20 protein-coding genes are annotated in these 19,343 nt (G+C 46.3%); 10 read left to right on the top strand and 10 right to left on the bottom strand.

Going from position 1 to position 19,343, the window contains the following annotated elements:
- Positions 1-145 precede the first annotated feature (145 nt).
- Positions 146-1,093, top strand: a complete 948-nt coding sequence (locus CRO25_RS12130; protein WP_079695151.1) for a hypothetical protein — start codon at positions 146-148, stop codon at positions 1,091-1,093.
- Positions 1,094-1,129: 36 nt separating this feature from the next.
- On the top strand, positions 1,130-1,390 hold the full coding sequence (locus CRO25_RS12125; protein WP_256337944.1) for an NHLP leader peptide family RiPP precursor: 261 nt from the start codon (positions 1,130-1,132) through the stop codon (positions 1,388-1,390).
- A 77-nt stretch (positions 1,391-1,467) separates the two neighbouring features.
- On the opposite strand, the gene CRO25_RS12120 is transcribed toward CRO25_RS12125, so the two are convergent.
- Both CRO25_RS12120 and CRO25_RS12115 read right to left on the bottom strand, forming a co-directional pair.
- Positions 1,468-3,327 (bottom strand): HAMP domain-containing sensor histidine kinase, encoded by a 1,860-nt coding sequence (locus CRO25_RS12120; protein WP_256863628.1) that lies wholly within the window; start codon positions 3,325-3,327, stop codon positions 1,468-1,470.
- Positions 3,328-3,532: 205 nt separating this feature from the next.
- On the bottom strand, positions 3,533-3,814 hold the full coding sequence (locus CRO25_RS12115) for a hypothetical protein (protein ID WP_063564602.1): 282 nt from the start codon (positions 3,812-3,814) through the stop codon (positions 3,533-3,535).
- A 144-nt stretch (positions 3,815-3,958) separates the two neighbouring features.
- Here CRO25_RS12115 and CRO25_RS33335 point away from each other — a divergent pair, with 144 nt between their 5' ends.
- From CRO25_RS33335 to CRO25_RS12105, 3 genes are all read left to right on the top strand, one after another.
- Positions 3,959-4,120 carry a hypothetical protein gene (locus CRO25_RS33335; RefSeq protein WP_017690239.1) on the top strand — a complete coding sequence of 54 codons (162 nt, stop codon included), beginning with the start codon at positions 3,959-3,961 and terminating at the stop codon, positions 4,118-4,120.
- Between the two features lie 205 nt (positions 4,121-4,325).
- Positions 4,326-4,694: a hypothetical protein gene (locus CRO25_RS12110; protein ID WP_064640255.1), complete on the top strand. Its 369-nt coding sequence runs from the start codon at positions 4,326-4,328 to the stop codon at positions 4,692-4,694.
- Positions 4,695-4,732: 38 nt separating this feature from the next.
- Positions 4,733-4,942 (top strand): hypothetical protein, encoded by a 210-nt coding sequence (locus tag CRO25_RS12105; RefSeq protein WP_079695149.1) that lies wholly within the window; start codon positions 4,733-4,735, stop codon positions 4,940-4,942.
- 176 nt (positions 4,943-5,118) lie between these two features.
- Here the strand turns inward: CRO25_RS12105 and CRO25_RS12100 are convergent, their stop codons facing one another.
- Positions 5,119-6,330 carry an MFS transporter gene (locus CRO25_RS12100; protein WP_079695148.1) on the bottom strand — a complete coding sequence of 404 codons (1,212 nt, stop codon included), beginning with the start codon at positions 6,328-6,330 and terminating at the stop codon, positions 5,119-5,121.
- A 257-nt stretch (positions 6,331-6,587) separates the two neighbouring features.
- On the opposite strand from CRO25_RS12100, the gene CRO25_RS12095 reads away from it, so the two are divergent.
- Positions 6,588-7,238, top strand: coding sequence for a peptidylprolyl isomerase (locus tag CRO25_RS12095; protein WP_079695147.1), 651 nt, complete (start codon positions 6,588-6,590; stop codon positions 7,236-7,238).
- A 187-nt stretch (positions 7,239-7,425) separates the two neighbouring features.
- Here the strand turns inward: CRO25_RS12095 and CRO25_RS12090 are convergent, their stop codons facing one another.
- Positions 7,426-7,608 carry a hypothetical protein gene (locus tag CRO25_RS12090; RefSeq protein ID WP_024632483.1) on the bottom strand — a complete coding sequence of 61 codons (183 nt, stop codon included), beginning with the start codon at positions 7,606-7,608 and terminating at the stop codon, positions 7,426-7,428.
- Positions 7,609-7,736: 128 nt separating this feature from the next.
- Here CRO25_RS12090 and CRO25_RS12085 point away from each other — a divergent pair, with 128 nt between their 5' ends.
- Positions 7,737-7,994, top strand: a complete 258-nt coding sequence (locus CRO25_RS12085) for a YqkE family protein (RefSeq protein ID WP_063564607.1) — start codon at positions 7,737-7,739, stop codon at positions 7,992-7,994.
- 157 nt (positions 7,995-8,151) lie between these two features.
- Positions 8,152-8,946 (top strand): SDR family NAD(P)-dependent oxidoreductase, encoded by a 795-nt coding sequence (locus CRO25_RS12080; RefSeq protein WP_063564608.1) that lies wholly within the window; start codon positions 8,152-8,154, stop codon positions 8,944-8,946.
- Positions 8,947-9,102: 156 nt separating this feature from the next.
- On the opposite strand, the gene CRO25_RS12075 is transcribed toward CRO25_RS12080, so the two are convergent.
- Entirely contained in the window at positions 9,103-9,864 is a 762-nt protein-coding gene (locus CRO25_RS12075) for a TIGR02206 family membrane protein (RefSeq protein ID WP_079695146.1), read from the bottom strand.
- Positions 9,865-10,091: 227 nt separating this feature from the next.
- Between CRO25_RS12075 and CRO25_RS12070 the strand changes: the two genes are divergently transcribed.
- Positions 10,092-11,066, top strand: coding sequence for a ring-cleaving dioxygenase (locus CRO25_RS12070; RefSeq protein WP_063564610.1), 975 nt, complete (start codon positions 10,092-10,094; stop codon positions 11,064-11,066).
- A 103-nt stretch (positions 11,067-11,169) separates the two neighbouring features.
- Here the strand turns inward: CRO25_RS12070 and CRO25_RS12065 are convergent, their stop codons facing one another.
- The 3 genes from CRO25_RS12065 to CRO25_RS12055 form a co-directional block, all read right to left on the bottom strand.
- On the bottom strand, positions 11,170-11,883 hold the full coding sequence (locus tag CRO25_RS12065) for a stalk domain-containing protein (RefSeq protein ID WP_079695145.1): 714 nt from the start codon (positions 11,881-11,883) through the stop codon (positions 11,170-11,172).
- A 247-nt stretch (positions 11,884-12,130) separates the two neighbouring features.
- Complete coding sequence (locus tag CRO25_RS12060) at positions 12,131-12,976, bottom strand: hypothetical protein (protein ID WP_079695144.1); 846 nt, start codon at positions 12,974-12,976, stop codon at positions 12,131-12,133.
- 169 nt (positions 12,977-13,145) lie between these two features.
- Positions 13,146-14,423, bottom strand: a complete 1,278-nt coding sequence (locus CRO25_RS12055) for a methyl-accepting chemotaxis protein (RefSeq protein WP_079695143.1) — start codon at positions 14,421-14,423, stop codon at positions 13,146-13,148.
- Positions 14,424-14,744: 321 nt separating this feature from the next.
- Between CRO25_RS12055 and CRO25_RS12050 the strand changes: the two genes are divergently transcribed.
- Positions 14,745-16,175: an aspartate ammonia-lyase gene (locus CRO25_RS12050; RefSeq protein WP_063564614.1), complete on the top strand. Its 1,431-nt coding sequence runs from the start codon at positions 14,745-14,747 to the stop codon at positions 16,173-16,175.
- A gap of 158 nt (positions 16,176-16,333) precedes the next feature.
- Here the strand turns inward: CRO25_RS12050 and rpoN are convergent, their stop codons facing one another.
- A complete protein-coding gene (gene rpoN, locus CRO25_RS12045; RefSeq protein ID WP_079695142.1) occupies positions 16,334-17,638 on the bottom strand; it encodes an RNA polymerase factor sigma-54 in 1,305 nt (434 codons plus the stop codon).
- A gap of 118 nt (positions 17,639-17,756) precedes the next feature.
- Positions 17,757-19,304 (bottom strand): L-glutamate gamma-semialdehyde dehydrogenase, encoded by a 1,548-nt coding sequence (pruA, locus tag CRO25_RS12040; RefSeq protein WP_079695141.1) that lies wholly within the window; start codon positions 19,302-19,304, stop codon positions 17,757-17,759.
- Positions 19,305-19,343 lie beyond the last annotated feature (39 nt).

Here is a 19,343-nt window from a genome sequence, read left to right as displayed (position 1 = left end):
AAAAATACAAAATGTCATTGTTTTTTTCACAATTCATCACAAAACCTCCTATTTTTTTCAATTCATTTCCGGTATACTGAAAGTAACTTCATGATCTAGTCGAATAGTCCTTATTACTTTATTTTGGGAAGGGCGTAACCAAACGATGCGGAGAGAATGGTTTGATCCGTTTAGATCCGATGTGGAGGTGGTGTTCGCTGCAGCAGAGCAGCTGGTACAGAAATATCCTGAACCAATGTCAGAACATGCACTAGAACAACTTCATTTGGTCAATCCTTTGTTACGAGATTCGGGTCACAGTTACATTGGCTACATTATTCCATTGTGGATGCAACTCTCGGATGGTCTACCTCCAGAGAAGGCACACAAACTGAGTACTGCTTGTCTCCTGCATATGCTATATTTTCTGAATCAGGATGAAGTTATGGACGAACAGCCAGAAGATGTGACACTGAAATTATCACTGGGTAATCTTTACTACGTGGATGCGATCTGTGCCTATTCAGAGCTATTCAGCCTTTCTTCCCCGTTCTGGACGTATTTCAGACAGTATGTGGAGGATTGGGCCATGAGCGTCACCGGTGAGAACTCCATCGATTATTTCAAGAGAAGCCCGCTATTAATCGCCCAAAAAGCAGCCCCACTTCTGCTTGGAGCTGCTGGCTCACTGCTTCTTTTGGAACAGGAGCATCGTATCACTCCGGTATGTTCTGCCGTCAACATTGCACTGATGACTCTCCAGATGACAGATGACTTCACAGACACCAAACAAGATGCTGTGCATGGAAATTACAACAGCTTCCTCTCCCACATATCCGCAGCACTGGAACACAATTACCCGGCTCATCCTGTAAGCGAACGTGTACATGATAATGTATACAATACTCAATTGATGAACTCCTATGTAGACATTGCTAAGCAATATAACATCAGACTAACATCTTCTAACTCGGGAATTTCGCATCTCGAAGCGTTTAATTCTTACTTATGCGGCATTCTGGGACAAACTGTTCAGGACATTGAACAACACAAAAAAGTGCTTTTTCAAGGCGGGTTTCATTACTGGATCAGCGAGAAACAACATTTGTCCTAATCACAAAAGAAGAGCTGGTACAGTTGAATTTTAAATATGAAGGGAATGTTGACGATGATGGTATCAGAGAAAACGTTGCACGAGGATATTATTGAAAAGGCCTGGACCGATGAGCACTTCAGACAACAACTGCACTCCAACCCGAAGCAAGCGCTTCGTGAAGCATTTGGCATTGATATTCCTGAACACATTCAAATCCGTACCGTTGAAGAACAACAGAACGACTACGTTCTCGTAATTCCTCCCAATCCAGCCAAAGTGGATTATGACGTAAATTGCGGACCATGGAGAAGCTAAACGGATTAGATTGAATATGTAATTGAACGGCACAAGGGGTAGCGAACAAAAAAGCCATTGTATACTTCTACCGCTCGTCATTCGACGAACGCGGCAAAAGATACAACGGCCTCTGTTCCTACCCCTTTTGTGCTTGTAAAGCTAATCTGCCCATGCATGGCTTCAACGATTCGGAAGGTCACCATCATGCCAAGGCCTGTTCCCTTAATTTTATTCGAGAAATAAGGTTCCCCAAGGCGGACCAGCGCTTCCTCATCCATGCCCTCACCGTTATCTCTTACATGTACCTTAATGATCCCATCCTGGGCATAGGCCCAAATATCAATCTGACCCTGTCCTTGCAGCGCTTCTATACTATTTTTAATAATATTAATAAAAGCCTGTTTGAACTTGGAAGAGTTCCCTCTAATCCATAGATCTGGCGGAATGTCAGTTGTTATTTTGCCGCCTTCCAGATTAGCCATCGGTACAAGAATGCCTTCAATATGATTAAATTCATCCGCGATATTCAGAGAGACAATATGATCGAACTCCGGTTTGGCAAACGTTAGGAAGTCGGTAATAATGCCGGAAGCCCGATCAAGCTCCTCCAGAGCAATCCGCACATATCCCTTGTTTTTGTTGTCTTCCTGCTCTGTCATGAGCTGAAGGAATCCTCGTGTCACCTGCAACGGATTACGAACCTCATGAGCAACCGACGCCGCCAGTTCACTAATGATTTCCATTTTCTCGGATCGCTGCAATTCATTATTGAACAATTCCAACTCTTTCGAGTATTCAAGCACTTTGGTATGTTTTTCAGCAAATCGGCTTCCCAGTATGGCAATAAGTGAGATAATAAAAGCAACCATGGACCATTTCCACCATATCAGATGATATGTTCCATTACGCTGGTAATACCACAGTAGTTCAGCAACACTGATTAAGGCAAATGTGCCGAATCCCGTAGCAAGCAAAAGAGCTTCCCGGCTCCGTTGAAGCGCTTTGGAGATGGTGCCGATCATTAAGATGCTCAACAGGATTACGAGAACGAATCCAATCACGTTCTGAACCAACAAACTATAGAGCATGTCCCATTGACCGCCTGAAATAAAATCAATCATCAGAGCAGCCACAGCAACTACAGAATAGATGAATTGGAATTTTCTTAGTTTGGTAAAGATGCCATAACGACCTGGTCCGATAATTTGTTCAAAAAAATAACAGAGTGCAGGCATGCCCATCAGCATAGCCAGGTCAAACAATACGGAATACAGATTACCGTAAACCTGGTAGAACGTATATAAAAACTGTGAATAGGTGATAATCATCGTTCCGATTGAACCCATCACGATACATAGCGAAATCCACAACCCTTTATGGAATTTGCCCAGGAAAAAAGTGCAACTCAGCATCGTTAGAGCCGTGAACACAAAGGTCGCTCCCAATATCACATCAAGCAGTCCATTGTGAATGTACTTTTCCTGTAATGTAGCATAAGGCCCAACCTGAACCGTTCCGTAGATGCCAAGTCTGCCTTTTTCATTCTCTGACCATACGTAAAGTTTTCCACCTGAATTCTCACTTGATAAGGGTAACAACACAGCGTTGTTATCATAATTGTAATGATAATTCTCATATACCCTACGATCGTCCAAGTAGATTACAATGTGGTTCCCTTTAATATTCTCAAAACGGATTGCTGAGCTATCTTCGTTTATTTTAGGAATGGTCACACGAGTCCACATGGAACCCGAAGGAGCTTCTACGCTGCTGTATTCCAGCTTTTCAGCACCTTGCTTCTCCCAGATCTCCTCCGTACCTTGAACCTCACTGATGAATCCCTGATCGTGTACGTTCCCCCATTTTACTTCCCATCCCGTAATGGATACAGGTTTGTCAACTTCTCCTGCAGTCGCTGAGACGAAATCATGCGGCAAGCAGAGAATATTCAACATACTTATCCATAAGATGATGATAGCTTTGGGCACATTTTTCATTCACAGCACCTCAAAGTTCTTATTTTCTCTATCCCCAAGTTCTCTCATTTATCATTCGCCACAGTTTGACGTGTCACCTTCTTGTAGGAAAATGAAAATTCACATTTTAGTAGATTTATAGTTTTATTTCCATTTATTTGATAGATTCCGAGTGTTTTCTCCATTATCCGCGCAGATCTTCGAACTGGTTCTCAATCATTTCGCGCTCTTTCTGTTCAATCTTCGTACGATATTCCAACCACTGCTCTGTTTCCTCATCGTCATAGATCGTCCATATATCCGAGAAAAGATAGTCCCGCAACTGGACAATCTGTCCTGACCATATCCCGCCTACCCAGAACAGCCCGTCCGGACGACGAATAACGGTACGGGAAAACCCGGGCGTAGACGCTTTTTGCCCGATTCGGATTTGAGTGATCATATTCCCCAGCGTAAACCAATCCAATTGGAATCCCTCCCTCATATATCCATGTTTCATCATATCATAGGCCAAAGATGAAAAGCTGTAAAACTGATCTCTGCGATTCAATCGTCCCTTCCGGGTGTAATGTTCCTCAAAGCAAACACTTACCAATGAGGAGTGATTCAAATGAATGAGCCACACAGAACGGTAGAGGTAGAACATAAGGATGTCCAACACAAATCGGATTCAAGTATGGTCGCTTCCACGTTTATCAAGTATGCGGCTTATATCATTATTTTCTTTGGATTTCTGTACTTTCTGGTCAAATATGTATTTCCTAAATTTTAAAGCATATACGTTGAATCTGTAATCCGTACATTATTCACTTTCAGCTTATATTTATATTTTGGGAACACAAGGGAATCATAATGGGTGCGAGATTACAACGTTAGCCCTTTGGGTAACTACGAAATAAGAACCTTTCTTTTCAAGATAACTGCACAATCAAAAAAAACAACCAATAAATATAATCCACTGAGAGGGAGTGCTACTTATGTCAGACAGACCGATTAGCAATGAAGAGAGTGAACGTTACTACGACCGTTATCAGAGGTCCCGTGATATTCCACTGGAAACCGAAGTTCCTGAAGGTGACATAGACACTTTTGATGAAGTTACGGGAAAACGTATCGATACTGATAATACAGTGAATCCGCCCCTTGTAGCGGCTACGGAAGAACCGGAATTGGAGTCACGGACAGCGGAGCCTGCACTCGAATCCGTACCTGATGCTGATCTTATTCAACCGAATAGTCCGGTTGATCCTGCGGCACCCGACCCCAACGCTCTTCACGGGACGGACCTGCTAAACGGCGCTGGGGCAGATGCGAAACCGGAGAACGATATTCCACCACGGCGCTAATCCTCTTGTCACAGCCTGAATTAGGAGGTGCAGACACGATGAAGGATAATCACAAGCGACAAGTATATGAGCCCGATAATCTGGTAACCGAGCGGGATATTGATCCGAATTTTGGATTGTTCACGGAAGATTCCTTTCCCGAAGCCCTAGCAGATGAGGATCAGCTTGATGCTGTTGAACATGCCATTCCGAAGGAGAACGTTGAAGGCGTTGAAGGTCCACGAAAAGATTCATCCTTGGATGAATAGGAACGCATTACAGATTCATTAAGAATATAGGAAGCCTCTTGCCCAAGAGGTTTCTTTTTGCTTTAATTTCGTAATAACAATGACTTTATCCTGAAAAAGAGATGGCTACCGTCTTCGTACGGTGCCATCCCTCTCTCTGCTATCCAATTAGCCATTTCATATTTTGGCGTTTTTAATTACTTCGCCAAAGGTTTGCCCGCTCCCGGCAGCTTCTGCTCCAGTCGGGACCATTTCGCCACAATGGCGGTAATCAGCAGCGCCACTCCATTGATGATAAAAATCCAACGAATCGGCAACCAGCCACCCAGAACACCACCGATTATCGGCCCCGCCATCGTACCGATCTGGGAAGCCGACTGATTCAGGCTGAATGCTCTTCCCCGGAAGCCAGGTTCTGTCACTTGCACAATCATTGCATTAATCGCCGGGAACACCGCAGCAAAGAACAATCCATACACAAAACGCAAGATGCCAAATCCAATATAACCTGTAGTGAAAAACTGCAGCAGGTTACCAATCGCCCCTCCAACGAGGCCAATGATCAGTACTTTCCCATATCCGATTCGCGAACCGATCTTACCCCAGCGCGGTGCCATAATAACCGTAGCCACACCAACCGCAGAGAAAATAATGCCCGAGCTGAGAGAAGCACGATCGGGCTGAATGCCCATTTCCATCACGTATACCGTCAATAACGGCTCCAGAATCATCACGGAGAAGGTACATATGCCCATCATGCCAAGCACCGTAATAAACAATTTATTGGCCCTGGCTTCACGGATGTCATCCATCACATGAGAACGTGCCTTGTTCCGGTTGAAGTTCTCTTCTTTGACCCAGAAGGTTGCGATTAACGCCGAGACCAATACTACGATGCTGGAAAATAGAAACGCATTCCGGTTACCATAATAGTGGCTCACCACCCCACCAATTAATGGGCCGATTATGCCTCCTGTTGCCCCGGCTGTTGACATGATACCAAGTGCATACCCTGTCTTCTCTTCTGGTGTGTTGGTACCAACCAGTGCAATCGCCGCCGGAACAAACCCCGCGAGCAATCCCTGAAACAAACGAACCACGATTAATGAATACGGGTCCTGCACAAAATAATTGATCAAATACAAAACCGCAAGGCTGTATCCCGACCGGATCAGCATTGGCTTGCGCCCGTATTTGTCAGCCAGTGATCCCCAGAAGGGAGACACCAGCGCACTTGCCAGAAACGTGATGCCAAAGGCAAGCCCTGACCAGAACTCCAGGTGATCACGAACGCCCAGATCGCCACTCAGAAACAAAGGCAGAAATGGGATGGAGATCGAATAAGCGGTGCTGCAAAAAAACACACCAATCCACAAAATCACCAGATTACGCTTCCACGAGAAGTCCATATACCCGCACGCCCTTTCCGTTACTGACGCCGGGACTGCCGTGTATTGGAGCGGACGGAACAGACCCGTACGTCCCTGACTGCGGAAGCATTTTCCTTATTTTACACCTCTGTAAGCATTTACACCATCCCTTATCGCCCATAATATCCTGCCTTGCATTGCCATCTTGTCCGCAAAAACGGTATGATAGTTGAGGGATTATCCGAAAATAATTCTGACTAAATATATTATGCAGAGATGCAAGGGGGAACGTTCTCATGTCTTTTCGGTGGAAAAAAACAACAGCTGTGTCGCTGGTTCTAGCGATGCTGCTTATCGTCATTAGTGGTTGTGGGCGCCCTGCAAGCAGCGCGACGGAAACACCAGTCCCAGCTGCACCCGAAGGGCCAAATCCAGTGGCCACAATTGAAATGCAAGACGGGCAGAAAATCGTCATTGAGCTATATCCCGAAATTGCGCCCAATACCGTGTACAATTTCATCTCACTCGCCAATAAAGGTTTTTATGACGGTTTGAACTTTCACCGTGTTATCCCAGGCTTTATGATTCAGGGTGGCGATCCAAACGGTGATGGTTCGGGCGGCCCAGGATATACCATTAAAGGTGAGTTTACATCTAATGGTCACAAAAACCATCTGAATCATACTCGTGGAGTGATTTCCATGGCGCGTAAATCCGATAATCTGGACTCCGCAGGCTCCCAGTTTTTCATCATGTTAGCTGATGCTGATTATCTGGATAATGCTTATGCTACCTTTGGCAAAGTGACAGAAGGCATGGACGTCGTTGACGGGATTGCGGCTCAACAAATAGGAGAAAAAGACAAACCGGTTACCGATCAGGTGATGAAAAAAGTCACTGTCGACACTCACGGTCTGGAATATCCTGAACCGGTAAAAATGCCTTAACCTTACCTTTGGAACGGATTTCAGTTATCCATCTTAACTCACAACCTGTAAGACAAACAAAAGCTCTGTCCTGCGTATTCACGCAAGGCAGAGCTTTATTTAATGTTAGCGTTTACATAAATGACTTTATAAAAAATGCCCTCTTCTGGCACAACTCTATATGCAGCAGCTCTGCAACCCGCTGATCTCAATACATCCATCCCATCAAACGCAACCAACCGATGATCGCAATCCATAGCGGACAGCTGAAAGCAACACCCCATGCAAGCCCTTTCAGTAAACTACGGTTTACTTCCACGAACAACGACTCCTTTCTCCAGGGAATAGTCGCAGTATCGGTAATAATATATGAATTTATACCCGTTTTCATTCGTCACGTAACCCCCTATTTCCTGCTTTTGTCCCGTAGTTTCATGGAATGGGTTTGGTGAACCTGATATAATATATTTACTGAACGATGATGGAAGCTGATTCATGTTTTTGAGAGGAGATTATTCTATGGCAAAATCCAAAAAACACACCCCTGCTCCCAAAGCAGCACAGGATAAACCGACCACACTAAAGGATCTGCTGAGCAGTGATGTGTTAGAGAAACTGAAAGCTCAGGCGGATGAAGCCAAGGCTGCCGAGGCAGACCGCAAAGAGCAGGAACGCCTGCAGGCGGAAGAAGCGCGTAAAGCGGAACAGAAGCGGAAAGATAATGATTTTGAGTACCTGTTGAACAACAGTTCGTTGGACTGGAAGAAACATAAGTAGCTTTTGCAGCAATCAGATCATCATGATATCTAAATGATAGAGACAGGGCCGTTGAACGGTCCTGTTTTTTTGTATCGTGCATATGATTCATCACTCTTTAGTCGGGTATGTAGAGATAGAGAGTTACTGATAATCCATACGATACGGAGGGATCAGGATGACTGAACAACGTTTGCAAGGGAAAGTTGCGATTGTAACCGGAGGTGGCTCAGGAATTGGTCAGGCAACCGCCATTCGTTTCGCTGAGCATGGGGCCAAAGTGTTCATGCTGGACCGGACCCCGGAGAATGCTGAGAAAACCAAACAGACGATTGAGAATGCAGGCGGAGAAGGCCACGTCATTGAATGTGATATATCCAAACCGGACAACGTACAAAAAGCAATCAATCAGGTGGCAGAGCAAGCTGGACAGCTCGATATTGTATTTGCCAATGCGGGCATCAACGGCACGATGGCTCCCATTGAAACGATGGAACCTGAGGACTGGGATCAGACGATGGGCATCAATATGCGCGGCACGTTCGCAACTGTGAAGTACGCCATACCCCATTTGAAAGACCGCGGAGGAAGCATTATTATTACGAGTTCCATCAACGGTAACCGTGTATTCTCTGGCATAGGGTTCTCTGCATACGCTTCCAGTAAAGCAGGTCAGACGGCTTTTACAAAGATGGCAGCATTGGAACTGGCTCGTTACAAGATTCGTGTCAACGCCGTCTGCCCAGGAGCCATAGACACGAACATCGATGACAACACCTATCCTTCGGACGATCTGAAAGAAGTACAGATCCCGGTTGAATTTCCCGAAGGTCATGAACATCCACTCAAAGGTGAACCCGGAACGTCGAAGCAAGTCGCCAATCTGGTGCTCTTCCTCGCTTCCGATGAATCTTCCCATGTGACGGGTACCCGAATCTACGTGGATGGAGCGGAATCTTTGCTCCGTGGATGATATTTAGTAACATGTTCCCTGTGGAGTTAACAGCCAAACATCCCGCTAACGATCTGGATATCCAGACCGCTGCGGGATGTTTAGTTTGAAATATATCTTTATAGAAGAACGAAGAACAGCTTCCGCTGCCTACCATCGGTATCGGATGACCTTTAACTAGAGCGCTGAACTCTTTCCTCTCTTCACTCGATTATTCAGCCGCTCCGGAATGGCAAAGAGCAGGACGTACATTAGGGAGAACATGACTAACGCCAATACCTCTTCCCCAAGAATGTACAAGGGATAGGGGCCCAACATGTCGAGCACTGAAGGCGTATTCGGTTTGTGTCTCAGGAACATATAATTGGCTTCAAGCAGGATATCCACACCATATACGACCAACGCAGCCACGTTCACGAATATCATCGAACCCAACACAGCTCTCCAGCTTGGTCGAAGCTGTTCCACCCAAGTCATATAGAGCAACGCCAGAATAATACAAGCGTGAGCAGTAAAAAATTGAATGAAACGAAAATGTGCAAAACCATAACCGAGATTAGGCGTTACAATTGCCATCAATGCCCCTGTTATTCCTGCGAATAACAATGCAGAATGCAGCAGTCGGCTGCGTGTCAATAATAGCAGCGCAGATAACAATAGGGACAGACTGCATAACTCCAGCGGCAATGAAGTCTGTAAACTCCACACATCCCCATATACATACCAGAGCTGAAGCACAATCTCACAGCCGAACATGACACATGCCAGAGTGATCCGAAAGGTACGGCGTGTGTTGGATGAAAATGAGCGCAGCCAATTCCGAAACAGGAACATCAATAGAACCAGTGCAGCAATCACACCGATCGCCCATAGGTGTGAAGTGGAAAACAGCATAAACGGTTTTGCATCATAAGGGTCTAGCCACTGAGGATAAGCCATGTTCCTCTTCTCTCCTTCTCATTACACAAACACATTATATCTCTTTAATGTTAACTTTTTCATTTTGTCATTGAATGAATACACTGTCCAGATGGAATTCTAAAATAGGATTGTATTTTAAATATCTTTATGTTAAGATAAATCCAACAACAAAACACACAAAAAGTTAGTAACTTTCTTAACGGGAATATTATAAAAAATAAATTAGCCACCAGGAGGAATTTATAATGCAAATTAAAGGACTTCACCATGTATCTGCACTGACCGCACACGCCGCTGAGAATTATCGGTTCTACACCAACGTCATGGGTTTGCGACTGATCAAAAAAACAGTCAATCAGGATGATGTTTCGGTCTATCACCTCTTCTATGGAGATGAAAAAGGAAATCCGGGTACCGAACTGACCTTCTTTGAAATTCCAATGGCCGGACAAACACGCGAAGGCGTGAATAGCATCTCAGCAACATCACTTCGTGTTCCTAGCGATGCAGCCCTGACGTACTGGCAACAGCGTTTTGATGAATTCGATGTCCCCCATGGAGAAATCACTGAACGCGGTGGGCGTGCCACTCTCTCGTTTACGGACTTTGAAGGACAACGTCTGATTCTGGTTTCTGATGAGCACAATACAGGTGTTGCAGGGGGCAAACCTTGGGAACAAAGCCCTGTACCTGTCGAGTATGGCATTGTCGGCTTAGGCCCAGTCCATCTTACCGTTAGAGACGCGTCCCTTACCGCTCCAGTTCTTACTGAACTGCTCGGCTTCCGTCAAAAAGGAACCTATCCTGCTTTTGTCGCAGGCCAACCCGATGTACTCGTCTTCGAATCCGGTGAAGGTGGAAATGGCTCTGAGGTGCATGTCGAAGAACGAAATGACCTTGCCCAAGAACGCCCTGGACGAGGCAGTGTGCACCATGTTGCCTTCCGCGTCGATAATGAAGAAGAACTGAAACAATGGGTAGAACGGGTTCATAATTTCCGATTCCCGAATTCCGGTTTCGTAGACCGTTTCTACTTCCGCTCCCTGTACTTCCGTGAAGCCAATGGCATTCTGTTCGAGCTAGCAACCGATGGTCCCGGCTTCGACACGGATGAAGAATTGGCTCATCTTGGAGAGTCCCTGGCATTGCCTCCATTCCTTGAAGGTCGCCGTGCAGAGATTGAAGCGAATCTCAAACCGCTCGATACAGCAATTCGCTAACCTGATCATACGTCCCAAAAGAACAAAAAAACGATTATCACTATGCCAATCCGGAACAACCATCCGGCTGATGCATAGGCGATAATCGTTTTTAATATCTCGTTTATTTTTTGGTTAAATATGAGGTCGTCAACGGAACAAACAGGGAGGCACCCGGGTCCTCATCAACAATTTCAACAAAGATGGCATCCGTGTCTGCAACATCCACGTCTACCCCAACCAATCCGTCTTCAGGAGCAAGCGATACCGTCTTGAGCGTTGTATTGTTTTCGTCCATAATCTCAAGCTTCTGTGAACCGCCAAGAACAGCCAAATCGAGATGAAGCTTGGCATACTTTTTCTGGGTCATAACTTGGAAGCTCTTGCCTTGCTTGGCTGTGTCGGTATGCAGGTAAACATCTTTGTAATCTTTGCCTTTGTACGCCGTTTCGGCCGGATCTTTGGTATGCCAGTCCGAGGTGCCCAAGGCTGCAGTTCCCAGCGAACTTAATGTCAGCTTGCCGGTTTGGGATGGCGGTGCAGATCCATTACTGCTGCCAATGTTAACGGATGATGTCGCGCTGTCATACGTAATTTCTGTACCGAGCAGTGTGCCGACTGCACGCACTGGCAAATAGGTCGTTCCGTTGTAAGTAATCGGCAATACCGTTTTCCCATTAGCATCTTTGGCTGTTACCGTCGTCCCGTTTAATTTCAGAGATATCTTGCTGTTCAAATATGCTTTGATCGGTTCCAGACCCGTTGCTGCGAGTGCGCCAGTGCCGATGCCGAGAGTTAGTGTACCCACCATTAAGCCCAATACAACCTTCTTCTTCATGATTGATCCCTCCTAAAGTATGAAATAGATGAGTTCCATCCTTTATACATTTAAACGACTAAAGTGTTTGTGTCAACCATTTCATGGTAAATCTCTGAAAAAAAATTCGATTTTGGATAGCACAAAGCGAGGCTAAAGGTACATCATTTTTTCAGCCTCACCCGTTTCCCTCTGTCATTTCAGACCGTGGGGACATATTTTTTTATCATTGTTCTCAGCTATTCTGCGCTTCTCTGATTACTTCCGTTCAATCAAAAGATTCATAGTACTCATCTTCATACTCTTCCGTGCTGTATTCCAAGTCCACAGCCTGCCACTCGCCATCTTTATAGTCATAGGCAAAGTTCAAGTCACCGTCATATAAACCCATACCGTATGCACCGGATGCCGACACAATCAACTTGCCATTCTCCACACTGTAATATACAACACCGCCGAACTTGAGCTCCTCGTTATACACTCCCTCGCTCGTGTCTTCCTCCATCAGGGAAGGTTCTGAATGAACACCATCAACGGTAACGTTGATCGTCACCTGACCTGGTGTAACACTGACTTTCGAATTTACATGCTGCTTCACAATCTCATCCAGTGATTGCATCTTCATCTCTTCCAGCGTTTCTGGATCGATAATATGTGCTTCACCCAGATAGATGCCTGTACCATGACCAGCTGTAAACAACACAACAATCTCCTTCTTGCCATCTCCATTCAGATCCAGTTCGTGCACTTCGGGTTTGTAGGATCCGCCTTCTCCTTGCCATTTGCTGAATTCACGTTTCTTGCCGTTCACTTCCAACACCATTCCGTTATATATATATCCTGAACCTTCGACTTTCATGGGGTATAGTCTTACATTCTCATTTTCTGGAGCAACCGAAACGTACTCTCCCTTTACAGGAATCGTTTCCTTCGTTGTAAACGCTGCTTCATTCATTGTTTCTATATTGGAAGCCACGACCGCTGAGGTCTGGCTGGATTGATCATCTATGTTAAGCTGTTTTTGCGATTCATTCATGGTTCGGGCAGACGAAGTTGTACTAATCGTAGCTACCGCCAAAATAATCATCAGCAGGATACCTGTCCAAGTTTTCAATATGCTGGGCTCCTTAATCTGTAGTGGAATACTACCATTATATCTTCATTTATCGCCCAAGCGTTGCGATTTTGTTAATGTTTCATAAAAAAATCTTTACATATTTCAGTTTCTACGAAAGAACGTTCGGCTTTAACCATAATAAGCAAAAAAACACCCCGGAAACAGCTTAAGGCTGCATCCGAAATGCTTTCGTTTTGTCCATTAATCGATCTGTTAACTGTCTCAGCTCTTCAGCCGAGGATGAAATCTCCTGCATAATTGCCGTCTCTTCATGTGCCGCATCCATAATCCGTCTTGCCTCATCCGAGAAAGATCCGGCTTTCCCTTGAATCTTTTTCACATGGCCGTGCGTTTGTTCTACGCGGCTGGTCTGTTCCCCAATTTTGGATCCGATTTCATGAGCGCCCTTCATAAACACTTCTACCGTACCTGTAAGCTCCTGCAACGTCTGATCAACAGAGATCGTGCGCTCGGACTCATTCACAACGAGGCCATGCTGTTCATGAATCAGTTGGGCTGTATCCTTGATACGCTGCTGAACACGGCTGATCAGCTCATTAATCCGATGCACCGATTGTTTGCTCTCATCTGCCAGCTTACGAATCTGCTGAGCAACGACAGCAAAGCCCGATCCCTCTTCTCCCGCACGTGCAGCCTCAATGGAAGCATTCAGGGCAAGCAGCCCTGTTTCCTCTGCAATGTTTTTGACAGATTGAGTAATGGCTTCAATATCCGAGGCTTCCTTCTCAAGCAGGACCATGATGTCCCGGGAACGGTTGTGTGACTCCGTCAGCTCGTCCATTCCTTTCATCAAAGAAGAGAAGGTCTGCTTCGTATGATCTACAGAACGTTCCATCTGGCCGGACATCTCTGTCATCCCGATCGACTGACTGTGCATACGCTGAAAATCGTTTAACATCTCATCCGCTGTAATCAAAGACTGATGTGATGTCGTCTTCTGCTCTTCCACACCCACAGCAATATGATCCACCGCATCAGACATCATCTCGATCTGCTCCGCTGCCTGGGCGATTGCTTCACTAAGTGACTGGGCGTTCTGTGAGGTTGTACGTGTACTATCTGTAATATCGTTTACAATACTTCTCAAATTAAAAACCATTACGCGAAAAGCATCATATAATACAGTAATTTCATCCTGTGTTCTCCGCTCTGGAATCTCGGCCGTCAAATCCCCCGATGAGACTTGTTGTGCCGCACGGGACAAATGCACAATTGGACGAGTCAACCAACGAGAGGCAAACCAGCCCAGAATCGCGTTCCAGCATACGCCCATGATGAGTACGATAGAGATATACAACCAGCTTGGCATGGAGAACGAGAGCCAATCCTGAAGGAAAAATATAAAAAAGCCGCTAGTTCCGTACGTAATCAGTGAAATCAGTACCAAACCTACGACGGTTTTTGCGCCTAAAGTCCATTTCATATCCACACCTCATAGTCCTTTTTTCCTATTTTACCAATAGATAACCATATTACATGTGATTTAGATCACTGAAAACGACAAATTAACCCCCATCTTATTCTTCATGCATGACTTCTCCTCTAAGTGGAGCATAATTGATAAGACGAGTTTTGACTGACTGAACCTTTAATCTGCCAAGGTGATATCCTTAATTTAAATTATTTATCGGCAAGAAGGGTGAAATGATTTAGCTTGGCATCCATTTTGCTTAAATGATATACTGAGTGCGCTTCGGCATTGCCGGAGCTGACCTATTTTTGGATGCCACTGGAGGCGAACGAAATGTCTACAATGTCCACAAGGACGGAGAAAGATTTTATTGGAGAAAAAGAAATTCCTGCTTATGCTTATTACGGAATACAGACGGTTCGGGCTGTAGAGAACTTCCCGATTACCGGCGTTCCTGTGCACCGGGAACTGATTACAGCTCTGGCTGCGGTGAAAAAGGCTGCGGCAATCACGAATATGGAGCTGAAGATGCTGCCACGCAAAATTGGCGATGTCATCGTCATGGCTGCTGAAGAAATGATGAAAGGCCATCATCTGGATCATTTTATTGTTGACTCCATTCAGGGCGGTGCAGGCACCTCCATGAATATGAATATGAACGAAATTCTGGCCAATCGTGGACTGGAACTGTTATTGCAGAACAAGGGTGACTATTTCCACTGTAACCCGAATAACCATGTGAACATGTCCCAATCCACCAATGACGTGATCCCAACTGCACTGCGCATTGCTGCGTATCGGTTGTCGGAAACGTTGCTTGATACGATGAAACGTTTGCAGGATGCGTTCCGCAAAAAAGAACAGGAATTTAACGATGTAGTCAAAGTAGGCCGGACACATCTTCAAGATGCTGTGCCTATTCGACTTGGACAAGAGTTCGGTGCCTATGCGCGTGTTATCGGACGTGATATTGAGCGTCTGGAGTTCGCAAATCGCCGCCTGCTCACCATTAACTTGGGTGCGACGGCTGTAGGTACAGGTCTCAACGCGAAACCCGAATACATCGTTAAAGTCACGGAGCATCTGTCCGATGTGACAGGATTGAATTTGCAAACGGCCGAGGATCTTGTGGATGCCACACAGAATACGGATGCCTATCTGGAATTGTCGGCTGCACTGAAAGTATGTGCTGTCAGTCTGTCCAAAATCTGTAACGATATTCGTATGATGGCTTCTGGGCCACGCGCAGGATTCAATGAGCTGCGTCTTCCACCGCGTCAGCCAGGTTCGTCCATTATGCCGGGCAAAGTGAATCCGGTTATGGCGGAAGTGATCAATCAGGTATCCTTCCAGGTTATGGGGAATGACCATACGATCTGCATGGCCTGTGAAGCTGGTCAATTCGAATTGAACGTCATGGGCCCTGTTATTGCGTTCAACTTACTGCAATCGCTGAAAATCATGAATAATGGTATCGACGTCTTTACTCGTTATGCCGTTGAAGAGATGGAAGCGAACCGTGAGCGTTGTGCATTGATTATGAAGCAGAGCTTTAGTGTAATTACAGCGCTTAATCCACATCTGGGCTATGATGTGGCAGCCTCCATTGTGAAGGAAGCGTTGAAGACCGGAAACACCTTGCAGGAGATCATTCTGGAACGGGGTCTACTGACACCGGAAGAACTGGAAGAAATTTTGCATCCGGAGCAGATGACTACTCCTGGTATTGCAGGTGAGCACTTCCTGCACAATATGGAACGGTAGTAAGCTGTTTAAGTTCCACTAATGAATATTTACATTGACACTCCGATGATAGAACAACCTTCCGATTGCTGTTAAATCGGAACGAATAACCCCCGCAGACCGTTACCACGGCTCGCGGGGGTTACTTGTTTAGGATATATAATGAAGGCAAACGTCATTCATGCCCAGCGCTTCCGTTCAAGTGAAGGCAAAATCTGAAGCTCTTCCCTGTATTTCGCAACCGTTCTGCGGGAGATAACGATGCCTTCATTCGCGAGTAATGCGGTGAGTTGGCTATCCGAGTATGGGCGTTCCGCCCGTTCAGAACGAATCAGCTCTTTCAGTCTGAGCTTCACCGCCGGCGCAGAGGCCATTTCTCCGTTCGTTGTTTCAAGACCTGATGCAAAAAAAGCCTTGAGTTCAAAGACACCATGCGGTGTCTGAACATATTTGCCATTGACCGCACGGCTCACCGTCGACTCATGCATGCCGATGGCCTCGGCAATAATCGCCAGATTGAGCGGCTTCAAACCGGCAGGTCCTTCACGCAGAAAAGATTCCTGTTCGCTCATGATTGCAGCTAGGACACGCATCAGAGTTCGGCGACGCATGCGTACACTGCGAATGATCGCTCTCGCCTCTGCTGCCCGGCCTGACCATACCTGATCTGCATCAATCTCCTTGATCCAGCGACAACAAGCTTCGTTCAGGGATACCCGCGGCACACCCGCTGAATTTAAACGTAGAGAAAGTTCATCATTCCTTATCTGCACAACGGCATCCGGAATAATATAATGTGGACGTTCCGTACAACCGATGGATTTGCAAGGTTTCGGGTCTAGACAAGCAATATAGTCATAGGCTGCCTGAGCCTGCTGTGAAGAAATCCCTAGTCTTGTTCCTGCTCTGCCTGGGTGGAAACGAACCAACTCCTCCAGACCTTTCGCCACCATGTACTCCGCATGCTGGTTAGCTAATGGATCACGCCTAATCTGAAGCAACAAGCATTCACGCAAGTTGCGCGCTCCCACACCTGCCGGGTCCAGCGACTGGAGAATGTCCAGGGCTGCTTCAGCCTCAGTCAACGATATTCCCCTTGCCGATGCAACCTCAGTCAATTCCATCGGTAGATAGCCATCATCGTTGACACAACCAGCCAAATATACAGCTGTTGTCTCCATTGCAGGTGTAAGATTCTGCAACCGAAGCTGAGATATCAATAAATGTTCAAGTGTAGGTTCGGCGCCTTTCATCTGTAACAGCGGATCATAAGAGGAGAACCTCTCCTGATTCAACCGTCGGGGAAGACGGGTGCGCAGGGTAGAGGGCTCTTCTAGCTCAAGCACCGGATTTTCATCCGCCGCCTCCTGCAAATAACGAGTCAGCTCCTGACCCGACAAGGTCAGCAGATGAATGGATTGCTTCATCTCCGGCGTAATGGATAATCGAATACGCCCCTCCTGCACCAACTGAAATCCTAACATCCGTCTCCCCCCTTAAGCGCTGCTCAAGCTACTCCAGTATACTGACGAACAAAGACTATTTCAGGAAATGATAGCATAAAAACCAAGCGATTACAGCGGGCCCAGACCCAATTTTCAACTAATATTTCTCGGATACCAACTTCGCTTGGGTGAACAGCAGCAAGTAGTCTCTTCCCCCTGCCTTGGAATCTGTTCCCGACATGTTAAATCCGCCAAATGGATGTGTACCCACGAGTGCACCTGTGCATTTACGGTTAAAGTAAAGATTCCCCGCAAAAAATTCCCGTCTGGCTTGTTCCAGATGTTCGCGATTGCGCGAGATCACCGCACCTGTCAGTCCATAATCGGTATTATTGGCAATATCCAGTGCATCCCCGAAGGATTCTGCCTTGATAAAGGCCAGAACCGGTCCAAAAATCTCTTCCTGTGAAATCCGTGCTTGTGGGTCCACATCGGCAATAATGGTCGGTTCAATGAAATAACCTGCCTCGTTCCCTGTACTACCACCGAGTACAAGGCGTCCTTCACCCTTGCCTATTTCAATATATTCTGTGATCTTGGAATACGCCTTGTCATCGATAACCGGGCCTACCTGATTTCCGACTTCAAGCGGACTGCCCATGCTCAGTTGCTTGGTTCGTTCAATCACTTTTTGCAGTACCTCGTCATATACATCTTTATGAATAATGGCACGGGAACACGCAGAGCACTTCTGTCCCGAGAAACCAAACGCGGAAGCCGTGATGGATTCCGCAGCCAATTCCAGATCACTGTCGCTATCTACAACAATTGAATCCTTGCCACCCATTTCAGCAATCACCCGTTTAATCCACTTCTGACCAGGTGCGGTGCGTGCTGCACGTTCATTGATCCGCAGACCGACATCTCTGGAACCTGTAAAGCTGATAAAGCGGGTGAGCGCATGGTCCACCAGATAATCGCCAACCTCACTGCCCGGTCCTGGCAAATAGTTCACTACGCCATCCGGCACACCCACTTCTGCAAGCAGCTCCATGAATTTGGCGGCAATAACCGGTGTTGTGCTAGCTGGCTTCAATACAACCGTGTTGCCCGATACCAATGCAGCAGAAGTCATGCCTGCCATAATCGCGAGTGGGAAGTTCCATGGTGGAATTACAACCCCCACACCAAGCGGTATATAACTCAATTCATTATCTTCGCCTGCAATTCGTGTGAGCGGCTGTGGTTCAGTCAGACGCTGCATCTCACGGGCATAAAATTCCATAAAATCAATAGCTTCGGCTGTGTCCGCATCCGCTTCTGGCCATGTTTTACCTGCTTCGTACACCATCCAAGCGGAGAATTCATGCTTACGACGCCGCATGAGCGCCGCCGCTTTGTACAAATAACGGGCACGTTCATTCGGGTCCGTATGCTTCCAGGTGCTGAATGTTTCCGCAGCCGTTTGGATGGCCTTCTCAGCAAGCTCTTGATCGGCCTGATAGATCTTTCCGACGATCTGATTTTTGTACGCAGGATTCACGGAGGATACCGTGCGGGCGCTTGTTATTTTTTGTCCACCAATAATAATGGAGTATTCCTGGCCAAGTTCAGTCTCCACCTTGCGAAGTGCGTTCTCAAAAGCTTCCCGGTTGGCCGGGACTGCAAAGGATGTGAATGGTTCGTTAACAAAAGGGATATTCATGAATGATTTCCTCCTTCAGATGTGGGGGTTCGTTGGCTG

It is taken from the genome of Paenibacillus sp. RU5M (assembly GCF_900221055.1).
In the GTDB taxonomy this organism is placed as follows: domain Bacteria; phylum Bacillota; class Bacilli; order Paenibacillales; family Paenibacillaceae; genus Paenibacillus; species Paenibacillus marchantiae.
This window is presented reverse-complemented; position numbering and strand designations above follow the sequence as displayed.